Consider the following 12,592-nt stretch of genomic DNA (forward strand, 5'->3'; position numbering starts at 1 on the left):
ATCTTAATGCACTTCCACCAAACCCTTATTTTAACCGAGCGGTGATGAGTCTTTGATTTTTGACGACCAATTGCGCAATAAGATTGAGTTGGTAACAACACTCACAGAGCTAAAAGCCATTAATGCTGCCGCCCCAGATGGACTAAGAATAAACCCAAAACTGGGTAATAATACACCCGCAGCTAAGGGAATACCGATAGTATTGTATGCAAATGCCCAAAATAGATTTTGGCGGATTTTGTTGAAAGTAGAGCGACTCAGTTGAATTGAAGCGACAACATCATTTAAGCGATCGCGCATCAAGACAATTTCCGCCGTCTCCATGGCTACATCTGTTCCCGAATATAAAGCAATGCCGACATCTGCTTGTGATAAAGCCGGCGCATCATTAATACCATCGCCAACCATAGCGACTTTAGAGGCTGATTGTGTTTGTAATTCCTGGATCAGAACCGCTTTTTGACTGGGGAGAACCCCAGCCATCACATCAGCGCCATCTAGTCCTAGTTGTTCAGCTACGGACTTAGCTGCTTCATAGCGATCGCCACTGAGCAAAATAACCCGTAAACCCATATGACGCAACTGGTTGACTGTGGCTTGAGCATCCGCTCTCAGGGGGTCTTGCACAGCAATCAGTCCGGCTAAATTTCCCCCAACTGCTACCCCCACAACTGTTTTACCATCTTCTGCTAGCTGTAGGATCATCTGTTCTGCAGCGTCACTCCAAGTCACGCCATGCTGACTCAAGAAAGCGCAGTTACCCAAAATTACAGACAGACCCTCCACAATACCAGATACACCCAATCCCGGTTCCGTATGAAAATCCACAGCGTCAGGAATACATAGATTTTGCTCCCGTGCTGCTTGTTGAATGGCTTTAGCTAAGGGGTGGTAAGTGCCATTTTCCACTGCTGCTGCTAGTTGTAGGAGAGAGTAGGGTTTGTCATCCTTCCATTCTCCCATAGGTAGACAATCTGTTACAGTAGGATTACCAGTTGTGAGAGTACCTGTTTTATCAAATACCACAGTATCTAACTGGTGTACTGTTTCCAAGACATCACCACCTTTGATTAACAGACCCCGTTCAGCACCCATGGCGGTTCCTACAAGAATTGCTGTCGGGGTCGCCAGTCCCAAAGCACAAGGACAAGCCACAACCATAACGGCGATCGCTAGTTTCAAGCTGGTTAGCAGAGGAGAGTGGGTAAGAACCCCATCCATGACCTCTGTATGAGACATTGGGGAATGGTTCATCATTTCCATACCCCCAGAAACCGTCACATCACTCCAAATGTGAGTACCCCAAAAAAACCAAAAAACAAATGTCAATACAGAGGCCGTCAACACACCATAAGTAAAGTAACCCGCCACCGTATCGGCTAACTTTTGCACTGGCGCTTTACGTGTTTGTGCTGTTTCTACTAGGGTAACTATTTGCGCCAAAGTAGTATCCCTACCGGTTCGAGTGGCGACTATAGCCAATGCTCCTGACTGATTAATAGTTCCAGCAGCTACCATATCTCCGGGCTGCTTCATCACTGGTACAGATTCCCCGGTGAGCATGGACTCATTCACCGTTGTTTGCCCAAAGCGCACCTCACCATCCACAGGAATTTTATCTCCTGGTAGTACTTGCAACCATTCACCAACACGCACCCTTTCTGCGGGAATCTCCATAATATTGGTTCCCAAACCTATTTTTTCCGGGTCTGGGTTGAGAATCAACCGTCCTACTTGTGGTTGGAGTGTGAGCAATTCTCTAAAGGCCGCCGACGCTCTTCCTCTGGTTTGTTGTTCTAAAGTCCTACCCAGGAGGATAAAACCCAGCATCATTACTGGTTCGTCAAAGAAGCATTCCCAGCCCATTTTGGGGAATAGCAGCGCTACTAAACTAGCAATGTAGGCTGTCAGCGTTCCCAATCCCACCAGAGTATTCATATTAGGCGAATTGCGCCGCCATCCCCGCCAACCCTCTACTATAATGGGGCGGCCGGGAATGATTATGGCCAATGTTGCCAATCCACAGTGAAACCAGATATTGTTTAATTCTGAGAAGATCGACAAGCCTATATTCTCAAAATGTCCGATTCCTGACAACACCAGCAGCACCCCAGCAATGATTAACTGCTGGAATGAAGAACGCATTTCTTGGCGCTTTTGTGCTTCTTTTTCTTCAAGCGTAGTTTCTCCAGCTACTTTTCCCCTAGTCTGACGCGGTTGACAGGGAAATCCAGCTGATGTTAATCGCTGTGCTAGTGTGTCCGGGTCTACAGCACCAGGTTCTGACTCTACCACAGCTACCTCTGTAGCCAAGTTCACACAGGCGCTTTTCACTCCTGGATATTGGGTTAGCTGTCGCTCTACAGCGCTTACACATCCAGCACATTTCATCCCCCCCACATCGAGGATAATTTTCTCTAAGGTCGGGCTTCGTTCTGGAGTAAACTGAGTTTTCGGGGTCAGTTGCATGACAAGTGTTGAGTTGGCTACGAAAATTCAACGCCTTAATAAAAGCGTACCTCTTTTGAGCGTAGGCGAAATTTGGAGATTTGACAGAACTTCAATGATCATAAACTTATGCGCTAATGTTGAATTTTTGTAGCCATCTTTCTGATATAAGTTACATATATCACAGCTACCACTTGTATAGGCATCATAGCAATCAGACTCTTACCAAAATAGTTGATGTCCAAAATAGACACGGCGCTGAAGTAGCCCATACCCAGCAGCAGCAACATCGCCCATGTGAGAGATTTAGGTTTAATTGTTAGCATATCTCTAAAAATAAGTTCCCCTGGCTAATAGCAACTTCTAGAACCACCCCTGCTTATTCACAAAATAGGTATTAACAAAATCTTCCGAGGTTTTGTTTAAATAGATCATGCCCTCAATTAAACCCACAAGCTGCATAATTAATAAACTAATGCCGTAGGTAAAATAACCTCCAACTAAAGCTATAATCAACATGATGCAGCCTTCTGGAGTATATCCCAGAACGAATTTATGAACTCCAAATCCTCCGCAAATAATGCCGCAGTAACCAGCAATCAGTTGTTTAGTTGGTTGAGTGGTGTTGAAATTTGCCATATTAGTTCTATTCGGCTCGGAAGTGAATATAAAATTAGAATTTTAATCGATACTTAAATGACCCAACATATTTTTTCAGTAAATATTGACTAAATAGATTTTGAAGTTTTTGCTAGCTACATTTTCCACATTCATCATTAAAGCTAACTGGTATATTTTAAATACAAATTTGACAATATGATCCAGAGGAATAATTCCTCTGAGTATGTTTGGAAAGTATAGCAATCCTAAATGATTCATGAACAATTTCTCTTCCCTGTTCCCTTTCCTCACTGATAATTTCTCAACTCAAATAGGATGACTATATTCTAATTAATATTAACAATTCGTTAATATTACAAGACCACAGCCGCTGTGTTAACCTGCGCCCCATTCCCTACAAGGATATAGGGTTCAAGTGCAGTTAGCTGTGTTTTGTGGGATTAATTAAATACTAATGCATAGTACTTGTATTATTTGTAGATGCTATTTCCTGATGATTCAGGAAACTTTGCTACAAGTACAACATTAGCTGATCAGCCTAGTAACTGAGTGGGGAATTTTGGTGTGCAATAGTTATTATATGCAAATAAAAACAAATCGTTGACAAATTATCAACCGTGTAGCAATGTTATATTAATTACTACTACCTAAGATAAAGAGACTCACTAGAGTGCCACTATTCCACAGACTATGGACAAGCATAGGTGCCAAGAGATTACGCGATCGCGTGTACACTATCCCTAAAACCACACCCAAAGCTGTTAAAGGCAGGATTTCTGATAAACTCAAATGGGCGATCGCAAACAACAAACTACTGAAAATAACTGCTCCCCACACAGGTACATAACGAGTCAAAGAAGGCAATAAAAAGCCGCGAAACAGCAGTTCTTCAAAAATGGGGGCGGCGATCGCAGCCGTCAAAAAAAACAGCCCCAGAGCCATACTATCTTGACTTTCCAAAGCTAGTTGTAACAGAGGATTACTACCCCCCTGACCCCGCCATAATTGTTGATTAATCAACGACACCAGTACCACTATCGGCAAAGCCGCGCAATAACCCCCAAATCCCCATAAAAACCATCCATCCTGCAACCGGAAGCGAAACCATTGGTCTGGGAGCGGCAAAAAACGCTTAATCGATAAATACAGCACCAGCAGTGCACCTGATGCCACCATCATATAGCTAACTAACACCGACCAAGCCTGAAAGCGCACATTGACAATAGGGCGCTCTATGGGTAATAGGGATAGCAACAGAGGCACAAAGATTTGCCCCATAAAGAAAAAGCCCACCACAAAAACTTGTAAAATGGTTTCTCCACCCCAAGGCGTTGACCAAGATAAATCAGCATGGCGAGCCAATAAAGCAGCTTTCCCCTTGAGCAAACGCTGACCAATCAAGAAAACCAGTAATATTAGACCCATTAATGCTGTCACCGTGGGAATTGTGGCAATTAGGGCTAGTTTTGTCACAGACTGGCTAGCAGCTTCTTGTTGTTCCGCTCTAATTTCCGATAAAGCTGCCTGTCGTTGTTGCAGTTGATACAGTTCAATTAAAGCAGTAGAGCGAAACCAACCATCTAAATTTTGATTAATCAGCTGTTGAGCATTGGGTAAGACACGGGGGGGAGTACTCCATAGACCAGTCAACACAGCAGCAGTTTCCCGCACTGGATTTACTTCCCCGGTTTGCTGCAATTCTTCCCAAGTCTGGATGGCCGTATCTGTCTGTCCTTGCTTTGCTTGTAAAATTCCCAGACTTAAGTCTAAGTCAGCCCGTAATTTTTGCAGTTGTTGGAGTGATCGCCGTAACTTTTCTTGCTTGTCTTCAGGCGAAGCCTGACTTTGGGGGGGTTCCCCTCCTAAAGGTTTAGGAGGTAGGGGAATAGTCTGAGGTTGAGCAAGTTGGTTTTGAACCTTATCCCAATTTGTTTGAACCGACTCACGTACCTGCTGATATTGCTTGGTAGCACTTTCTAGAGGTTTATCTCCCACAATGGCAGCTTTAATTGCTGACAAATTATCGTCATTAATATCTTCTGGCAGCCAAGTTTGGGCTTGGAGTGCAATATTAGTTTGGTACAGTTCCAAAGTTGTCTGAAACTGGGGTTCTTGTAAACTACCGAATAAAGACGAGACTGACAACAGGACTGCTATCGGTGTGAGGACAAAAAATAAAATTAACCGCTTAATCGTCATCTATTCCCCTTGAACAATTCACCAGGGCAAGGCTTACCCTTTGCTTCATAATCTTTGCAAGAAACAGCCGCAGGTTGATCAATATATTAATATTTTTAATATATAGGACTTCTATTTGATTTTTGAACAAGACTCAGTACAAACGGCAATTCTTCTTACCTGTTCCCTGTTCCCTACCTAGACAAATCAATTCAGAAACCAAACCGGATTTCTATATTGATGTCAGTACTTGATGCTGGGGTTGGGTTTTATGAACGCTACTGGAAAATGGTAATATCATGACTCAGCCAGCAATAGGTCATCTGTTGCTAACCTAAAATTTTCGTTTTCATGAGCAGCGACATCCAACTCAACCTTTTTGACCACCCCAACTCGAACCCGCGAGATTTAATTCCTACAGACGCAAAAATCCCCATCATACCGGGAACATACAAGAATATTAGCGAGTTGGCACAGGATTGTCATCACTGTCACCGTTGTACCTTGGGAGACAGTCGGACTCATGCTGTTGTGGGGCGTGGTCATCTCCAAGCACCAATTATGGTCATAGGTGAAGCCCCTGGTCAAAGTGAAGATGAGACTGGTTTACCATTTGTCGGCAGATCAGGACAGTTACTAGAGAAAATATTAGCATCTGTGAATCTGAGTACTGAACGTGATGTATACATTGCCAATATTAATAAGTGTCGTCCACCACAAAACCGAGTCCCTACCCCTGATGAAATTGCCGCTTGCAAACCCTACTTGTTAGAACAAATTCGCCTTGTTGACCCGAAAATAATTTTACTCACTGGTGCAACAGCGGTAAAAGGTATCACCGGCGATAAACAAGCAATGACCAAAATTCGCGGTCAGTGGATGGAGTGGGAGGGGCGTTTGTGTATGCCGATTTTTCACCCTTCTTATTTGCTGCGTAACCCTTCTAAGGAAGTAGGTAAGCCTAAATGGTTAATGTGGCAAGATATGCAAGCAGTCCGCGCTAAGTTAGATGAAATTACTGACAAATAGCAGAAGTTAAGGATTCTGACTACAGTTATTTTATTCCTGACTCCCAAATACTAGATTTTCATAGAGGAGCTCAATAGGAAACTCAAAATCAATACTTGCTAGAGTAATCATGTCTCCTGGGATATAGGGATAATAAAGCCACATTCTACCTTCCCCCCTTGAGTAACGCTCAACGGCAATTTTTGCTGAGTCAATTAAAAGATACTCTTGTAAACTCGGCATTTGCAGATAATTTGATAATTTTTCACCTCTATCTCTGGCGCTAGTTCCTGGGGAAAGAACTTCCACAATTATCCTAGGATGTTGAATAAATTTCTGGGCTTTAATGTCTTGAGGATGACAGCTGACAATCAGATCGGGATAATAATAAGGACTTTCCAGAGAAACTTGGACTTTGACATCTGAGACATTGATTCGACAACCTTTACCACCCAGATGAGGACGTAAGGCACTATAAAGGTTGAGGGTAATATCATTGTGGGGAATTGTTCCCCCGTCATGGCGAAAATTTCGCCTTTGACATATTCATAACGAATATCTTGCTGGGGTTCCCATTCCAGATATTCTTGAACTGACATTTTTTCCCTGGGTTGAGGAATAGCTATCATGACTGTTTACCTGAAAAATTTTGACTACTGCGCCCGACAGTCTCGCAACCAAGTTTTTACAGCTTGTGCAACCACACCGTTACTACTATCCCTGGGGGGAGATACTACCTGCTGTTGGGGATAATTACCTTCTTGGGTAAACATCATTACCAAACGCCAACCAGTGAGAGATTTTGTCAATAACAGCCGGTGAAATTGCTGCGATTCTACAGCTTTGCCGCTGATATACTGCCTTACTAAAGTAGTAAAAAAAACCTGTTCAACCACCGTTGTATTTTGCCGCTCATCTATGTTGAGGGGTAGAGGTGCAAATTCAGGTTTTCCCGCCACCAGCATATAGCTATAAATGTCACTGCTTCTACTACGACGACGGGCGCGCTGAGATGCACGGTTAGCATAGCCAGGTAAATCACGCAATAGCTGAGTAGTTAATTTTTCTAAACTTGTCTGAGAACAAAGAGTTTCTTTCTGGTTTAGTGACATAGGTATATGGGCAAATACGGGATTATTCATAGTATTTGCTGTCAAGACTCCCCAGACAACTATAAACCACCAGCGATAATTGCTTCTCCTGACTTTTGCCTTCATGCCAACGTGGTTAATTCCTCAACGATCTGATTCCAGGCTAACTGAGGATCATCAGACCCAGTAATAGGACGGCCAATTACTAGGTAGTCTGCGCCAGCGAGTATAGCTTCGGCGGGGGTCAGCGATCGCTTTTGATCTGCCTTTCGTGCCCAACTGGGGCGGATACCTGGACAAACCAGCAAAAAGTCATCGCCACAAATTTGCCTTAACTGTGCTACCTCTTGGGGTGAACAAACAGCACCACTTAACCCACACTCCTGAGCCATGAGTGCCATTGCTAAAGCATACTCTGGTAATTCTAGGGGAACCTTCAAATCAATTGCCAGCTGCCGAGAAGAAATACTTGTAAGTAGGGTGATAGCAATTAACTGAGGTGGTTTCACACCCGCCTGTAACGCCCCCTCCTGTACAGCTGACCAAGCAGCTTTTAAAGCATCTTGACCAGCAGTAGCGTGAATTGTGAGTAAATCCACCCCATAACCAGCAGCAGCACGACAATCCCCGCCACAGTATTGGGGATGTCGTGAAACTTCAAATCTAAAAAAATCCGCTTTTGGCGAGACTTTAAAACTTCCAGAATTGCTGGCCCAGAACTAGTAAATAATTCTAAACCCACCTTCCAGAAATCTACCAGGGGTAACCGGTCTACAAGAGCGATCGCACTTTGTAAATCCGGCACATCCAAAGGCACAATAATCTTTTTATGTGTGTTCATCTGTGTACCCTAGGGGAAGCCGCTCAGGCCTCTACATCTGTTCCCAACTGCCATTAAAGCACTAAACGGACAAACTTATTTTTGCCAACTTGTAGAACCCGCCCCTCTAATTCACTCTCCCCCTGAAAAATGGTATCAACATCAGTAATGCGATCGCCATCTAGACGTACACCACCCTCCTGAATTTTGCGTTTACCTTCCCCAGTACTTTTACATAAACCCGTCACATTCAGAAGGTAAGCCAACTTCACAGGAAACTCCGAGACTCCCGCCAGGGAGAACTCTGGAACTGCACCTTCCTTACCACCGCTTTTGGCCGCATCCTTAGCCTGAATAGCAGCAGCTTCACCGTTGTATTGTCGCACAACTTCCCATGCTAAAAGCATTTGGCGATCGCGGGGATTTTCTGGCAGTTGATCCAAAGGTAAATCAGTCAACAGTTCAAAATACTGAGATAGTAAATTATCAGGAACACCTTGTAACTTCTGATATTTTTGGGCTGGGTGTTCTGATAACCCGACATAATTACCGAGAGACTTAGACATTTTTTGCACCCCATCCGTACCGATTAAAATCGGCAGCAGTAACCCAAACTGTGGCTTTTGTCCAAAATGCCGTTGCAAGTCTCGCCCCACAGCGATGTTAAACTTTTGGTCAGTTCCCCCTAACTCTACATCTGCTTCCACAGCCACTGAATCATAGCCTTGCATCAATGGATAGAGGAACTCATGAAGGAAAATTGGATTCTCTTTTTTATAGCGTTCCGCGAATCCCTCTTTGGCTAACATCTGTCCCACAGTCATAGTAGAGAGTAACTCGAGAATCTCCCCTAAATTAAGCCGGGATAGCCATTCCGAGTTATAACGCACCTCCAATCTACCAGGCGTGTCAAAATCTAAGATAGGACGCACCTGGTCAAGATAAGTTTGAGCATTGCGTGCCACATCTGCTTCTGTAAGCTGACGGCGCACCTCAGACTTACCTGTAGGATCGCCAATACGAGCGGTAAAATCACCAATAATCAAAACAGCAGTATGACCAGCATCTTGAAACGATCGCAGTTTCCGTACTGGTATGCTATGACCAAGATGAATATCAGATCCTGTGGGGTCAATTCCCAGTTTGATCCTTAAAGGTCGGTTCGTAGTTAACAGGCGTTTCTCTAAACTTTCAGTTTCACTATCAGCATCAGTTGGTTGGGGGAAAACTTCCACCACGCCACGATGCAGCCAAAAAAAATTTTCTTTCATACTCACAGATTCACCATTAACTATGTTTTGTACTCTATAGGAAGGCTGGTTGGTGATACTCATAGGCAATATGTCCGCAGTTTAATCTACCGAATTAATATAATGGCAAAAAATTAACCGCCTAGCTTCATTGAATAAATTACAGTTATATTTACAAGTGAGGAAGTAAGAAAGCCGTGTCGTCTTCTAGGACTTTGACAAATAAGCAACCGCAAGGTCACGCTTCATCAGGTTTTGAGTTTTTCAAAGGAGTAGGCCAAATAACTGGCGGTACTCTACTGTCAATCACCATGCTGGCCAGCTCCATTGTAGCCGGGGGGCTGGTTGGTCTGGCTGTTAGTTTCCGTAACTTACCAGATGTCAGACAGATGCGTAACTTTTTTCCCTCGGAAACAAGTTATATCTATGACATTAATGGTAAACTACTAGCTAGTCTTCACGGAGAAGCTAACCGGGAGGTGATTCCCCTAAATAGAATTTCCCCGCACCTTAAACGGGCAGTGCTAGCCAGTGAAGATAGTCATTTTTACGATCACCACGGTATCAATCCCAGTGGTGTGGGACGTGCTTTGGTAACGAACTTGCTAGCAGGTGGTGTGCGCGAAGGAGGCTCTACTATCACCATGCAGCTGGTAAAAAATTTGTTTTTATCTCACAGGCGTGCTTTTACCCGGAAGTTAGCTGAAGCAGTACTAGCAATTAGGTTAGAGCAAATCCTCAAGAAAGAAGAAATTCTAGAAATGTACCTCAATCAGGTTTATTGGGGTCATAATAACTATGGTGTACAAACAGCAGCACGCAGTTACTTTAACAAGTCAGCAGAAATTTTAAACTTGGCTGAGTCAGCCATGATGGCGGGACTAATTCAAGCACCAGAAGAATTTAGCCCCTTTGCGAATATGGAACTGGCAAAACGCAAACAAAGAGAAGTTTTGGGGCGGATGCTCGATTTGAACTGGATTAGCCAGGATGAATATGATCAGGCTCTCAACCAAGAACTTAAGTTTGGCAGAATTCGCTCTTTCCAAGGTAGCGCTTTACCTTATATTACTAATACTGTGTCTCGGGAGTTAGTTCAAAAATTTGGGCGTGACGCACTGATAAAAGGTGGAATGCGTGTGCAAACCACTGTTGATGCTGATTTCCAAATTATGGCAGAACAAACTGTCAGCAACTGGCATCAAAAATTGAGCAGTCAGGGGTTAAGGGGTAATCAAATTGCTCTGGTAGCTATTGACCCCCGGACGCAGTTTGTTAAGGCTCTAGTAGGGGGTGTAAATTCCCGAACTAGTGAATTTAACCGTGCAACCCAAGCCCAGCGTCAACCAGGTTCTGCTTTTAAACCACTAGTATTCTATGCCGCTTTTGCCACTGGTAAGTATACACCAGATACCATAGTGCAAGATACACCAGTTAGTTATCGAGATGGTAGCGGTTGGTACAGTCCCAGAAACTATGATGGTGGCTTTCAAGGTGGAATGACAATACGTTCCGCCCTAGCCCAGTCTCGTAATATTCCCGTGATTAGGGTGGGTATGTCTATAGGCATGAATAAAGTTGTAGAAGTCTCCCGTACCTTGGGTATCAATAGTCCCATGAAACCTGTGACTTCTTTACCCCTAGGAGCTATAGGCATAACACCTCTGGAACTAGCGAGTGCTTACGCTACCTTTGCCAATTATGGCTGGAAGTCGCCACCGACGATTATGGCCCGTGTCACCGATAGTAGTGGCAATATCTTGTTAGATAATACACCCAAACCACAGTTAGTTCTCGACCCATGGGCATCAGCAGCCACCATTGATGTTATGCGTTCAGTAGTAACTAACGGCACTGGTAGAGCCGCGGATATAGGTCGTCCTAGTGCTGGTAAGACAGGAACAACTTCATCTGAAAGGGATATTTGGTATGTCGGGACTGTACCACAGTTAACAACTGCTGTCTGGGTGGGTAGAGACGATAACAGACCATTATCTAGAGGTGCAACCGGTGGCGGTATGGTGGCTCCTATCTGGAAAGATTTTATGGAACAAGCCCTCAAAGGTGTACCTTCACAGAACTTTAAGCCACCTTCGCAGTTTGAGCAACCTAAACCATAAATAATTAGTGCAATTTTAGTTTTTTTCAAAAAACTAAAATTGCACCAAGAAATTTAAATTCACTACTGCTGTTTTTCTAGTTCGGTTTTCATACGCTCTAGGGTCAGATGCATTTGCTCAAACATCTGCTGGGGAGTTACGCCAAATTGACCTAGCTGAGTTTTGAGTTGCTGCACAGTCATCTGCGCCATAAAATCCTCTGACAGCTCGAATCGCTTCATAAAGACGCGATAGCGATCCATCATAGCTTCCATTTGCTCGATGAATAGCTTTTTGCCCTCACGATCAAACTTGCCGTAGTTGCTGCCAAGTTTGATTAGTGCTTGATAATCCTCAAACAGCTGTTTTGCTTCCTGCTGAACTATATCAGAGTCAAAGAATCCCATTTTGCTTGTATTAAACTGAGTGTTGAGACTCAGTAGCTTATATTTTTGCCTCTATCATTATCTTAGTCTAGGGAATTCAGATAGAAAAGTAGTTTCGGCTTAAGTACGGTTTTTTACCCGAATTTCAACACTTGACTATGTGGTACCAGGGGACTGGGACTTATGGGGCAAGATGGGCATTTCTTAATCACCGATAAAATCTAACATGATGCGCTGATGTATATCCCCTAAAGGTCTTACTTCATCGGCTATTGGCGAATAACACTGACCTTGGCGAATATCTTCAGGTGTTAATAATCTCATGTCCCACCCTTCGTTTAAAACTAGTTGATTTAATTCGACTAAGAGTGGTGCATGAAACACATGACGAACCACAGTATCATCTACATAACAGCGGAATGCAAAAAATTTTGGCAGACTGTAGCCGATTTCTTCGATTACTTCTCGCTGGAGTGCTGCATCTGGCGTTTCGCCATCTTCCAGATGACCACCGAATAGCCCCCAGTAACCAGGGTAGAGAATACCAGGGATATTATCTCGCAGTTGCATGAGGAATTTATCTTGTTGATAAAGAATTGCGATCGCTACATGAACTGGTTGCTTAATCATGGATTTTTATGGGTAATTTCTCGGAATTATCTTAACTTTCCGATACTTTTTTGCTAAATTT

General features: G+C 43.7%; 10 protein-coding genes and 2 pseudogenes. 2 read left to right on the forward strand and 10 right to left on the reverse strand.

The window, feature by feature from the left end; genetic code table 11:
- Window positions 1–30: 30 nt before the first annotated feature.
- The 4 genes from AC6IZ0_RS05035 to AC6IZ0_RS05050 form a co-directional block, all read right to left on the reverse strand.
- Entirely contained in the window at window positions 31–2,469 is a 2,439-nt protein-coding gene (locus AC6IZ0_RS05035; RefSeq protein ID WP_497725292.1) for a heavy metal translocating P-type ATPase, read from the reverse strand.
- Window positions 2,470–2,582: 113 nt separating this feature from the next.
- Window positions 2,583–2,774 (reverse strand): hypothetical protein, encoded by a 192-nt coding sequence (locus AC6IZ0_RS05040; RefSeq protein WP_271732835.1) that lies wholly within the window; start codon window positions 2,772–2,774, stop codon window positions 2,583–2,585.
- A gap of 37 nt (window positions 2,775–2,811) precedes the next feature.
- On the reverse strand, window positions 2,812–3,087 hold the full coding sequence (locus tag AC6IZ0_RS05045) for a TM2 domain-containing protein (RefSeq protein ID WP_271732836.1): 276 nt from the start codon (window positions 3,085–3,087) through the stop codon (window positions 2,812–2,814).
- Between the two features lie 615 nt (window positions 3,088–3,702).
- Window positions 3,703–5,268, reverse strand: a complete 1,566-nt coding sequence (locus AC6IZ0_RS05050) for a CPBP family intramembrane glutamic endopeptidase (RefSeq protein ID WP_497725293.1) — start codon at window positions 5,266–5,268, stop codon at window positions 3,703–3,705.
- Window positions 5,269–5,598: 330 nt separating this feature from the next.
- On the opposite strand from AC6IZ0_RS05050, the gene AC6IZ0_RS05055 reads away from it, so the two are divergent.
- On the forward strand, window positions 5,599–6,276 hold the full coding sequence (locus tag AC6IZ0_RS05055; protein ID WP_497725294.1) for a uracil-DNA glycosylase: 678 nt from the start codon (window positions 5,599–5,601) through the stop codon (window positions 6,274–6,276).
- A gap of 30 nt (window positions 6,277–6,306) precedes the next feature.
- Here the strand turns inward: AC6IZ0_RS05055 and AC6IZ0_RS05060 are convergent.
- The 4 genes and pseudogenes from AC6IZ0_RS05060 to tyrS all read right to left on the reverse strand — a co-directional run bounded on the left by AC6IZ0_RS05060 (window position 6,307) and on the right by tyrS (window position 9,437).
- A pseudogene (locus AC6IZ0_RS05060) lies at window positions 6,307–6,884 on the reverse strand (Uma2 family endonuclease).
- A 24-nt stretch (window positions 6,885–6,908) separates the two neighbouring features.
- Complete coding sequence (locus AC6IZ0_RS05065; protein ID WP_497725295.1) at window positions 6,909–7,472, reverse strand: hypothetical protein; 564 nt, start codon at window positions 7,470–7,472, stop codon at window positions 6,909–6,911.
- Window positions 7,469–8,187 (reverse strand): annotated as a pseudogene (gene pyrF / locus AC6IZ0_RS05070) (orotidine-5'-phosphate decarboxylase). Before pyrF ends, AC6IZ0_RS05065 begins: the two are co-directional and overlap by 4 nt.
- Before the next feature lie 53 nt (window positions 8,188–8,240).
- The gene (gene tyrS, locus AC6IZ0_RS05075) at window positions 8,241–9,437 is read right to left on the reverse strand and encodes a tyrosine--tRNA ligase (protein WP_271732849.1); all 1,197 of its coding nucleotides are present in this window, start codon (window positions 9,435–9,437) and stop codon (window positions 8,241–8,243) included.
- Window positions 9,438–9,613: 176 nt separating this feature from the next.
- Here tyrS and AC6IZ0_RS05080 point away from each other — a divergent pair, with 176 nt between their 5' ends.
- Window positions 9,614–11,536: a transglycosylase domain-containing protein gene (locus AC6IZ0_RS05080; protein ID WP_497725296.1), complete on the forward strand. Its 1,923-nt coding sequence runs from the start codon at window positions 9,614–9,616 to the stop codon at window positions 11,534–11,536.
- 62 nt (window positions 11,537–11,598) lie between these two features.
- Here AC6IZ0_RS05080 and AC6IZ0_RS05085 read toward each other — a convergent pair whose 3' ends face one another.
- Together AC6IZ0_RS05085 and AC6IZ0_RS05090 are read right to left on the reverse strand one after the other, a co-directional pair.
- Window positions 11,599–11,922: a DUF1825 family protein gene (locus tag AC6IZ0_RS05085; protein ID WP_271732847.1), complete on the reverse strand. Its 324-nt coding sequence runs from the start codon at window positions 11,920–11,922 to the stop codon at window positions 11,599–11,601.
- A 183-nt stretch (window positions 11,923–12,105) separates the two neighbouring features.
- Entirely contained in the window at window positions 12,106–12,531 is a 426-nt protein-coding gene (locus AC6IZ0_RS05090; RefSeq protein ID WP_497725297.1) for an NUDIX hydrolase, read from the reverse strand.
- Between the last annotated feature and the right edge of the window lie 61 nt (window positions 12,532–12,592).

It is taken from the genome of Anabaenopsis sp. NIES-4685 (genome assembly GCF_059725405.1).

Excerpts from the sequence above, each read along its gene's own strand:
- AC6IZ0_RS05035 (WP_497725292.1), bottom strand. The coding sequence starts at position 2,469 with ATGCAACTGACCCCGAAAACTCAGTTTACTCCAGAACGAAGCCCGACC.
- AC6IZ0_RS05040 (WP_271732835.1), bottom strand. The coding sequence starts at position 2,774 with ATGCTAACAATTAAACCTAAATCTCTCACATGGGCGATGTTGCTGCTG.
- AC6IZ0_RS05045 (WP_271732836.1), bottom strand. The coding sequence starts at position 3,087 with ATGGCAAATTTCAACACCACTCAACCAACTAAACAACTGATTGCTGGT.
- AC6IZ0_RS05050 (WP_497725293.1), bottom strand. The coding sequence starts at position 5,268 with ATGACGATTAAGCGGTTAATTTTATTTTTTGTCCTCACACCGATAGCA.
- AC6IZ0_RS05055 (WP_497725294.1), top strand. The coding sequence starts at position 5,599 with ATGAGCAGCGACATCCAACTCAACCTTTTTGACCACCCCAACTCGAAC.
- AC6IZ0_RS05065 (WP_497725295.1), bottom strand. The coding sequence starts at position 7,472 with ATGAAGGCAAAAGTCAGGAGAAGCAATTATCGCTGGTGGTTTATAGTT.
- tyrS (WP_271732849.1), bottom strand. The coding sequence starts at position 9,437 with ATGAAAGAAAATTTTTTTTGGCTGCATCGTGGCGTGGTGGAAGTTTTC.
- AC6IZ0_RS05085 (WP_271732847.1), bottom strand. The coding sequence starts at position 11,922 with ATGGGATTCTTTGACTCTGATATAGTTCAGCAGGAAGCAAAACAGCTG.
- AC6IZ0_RS05090 (WP_497725297.1), bottom strand. The coding sequence starts at position 12,531 with ATGATTAAGCAACCAGTTCATGTAGCGATCGCAATTCTTTATCAACAA.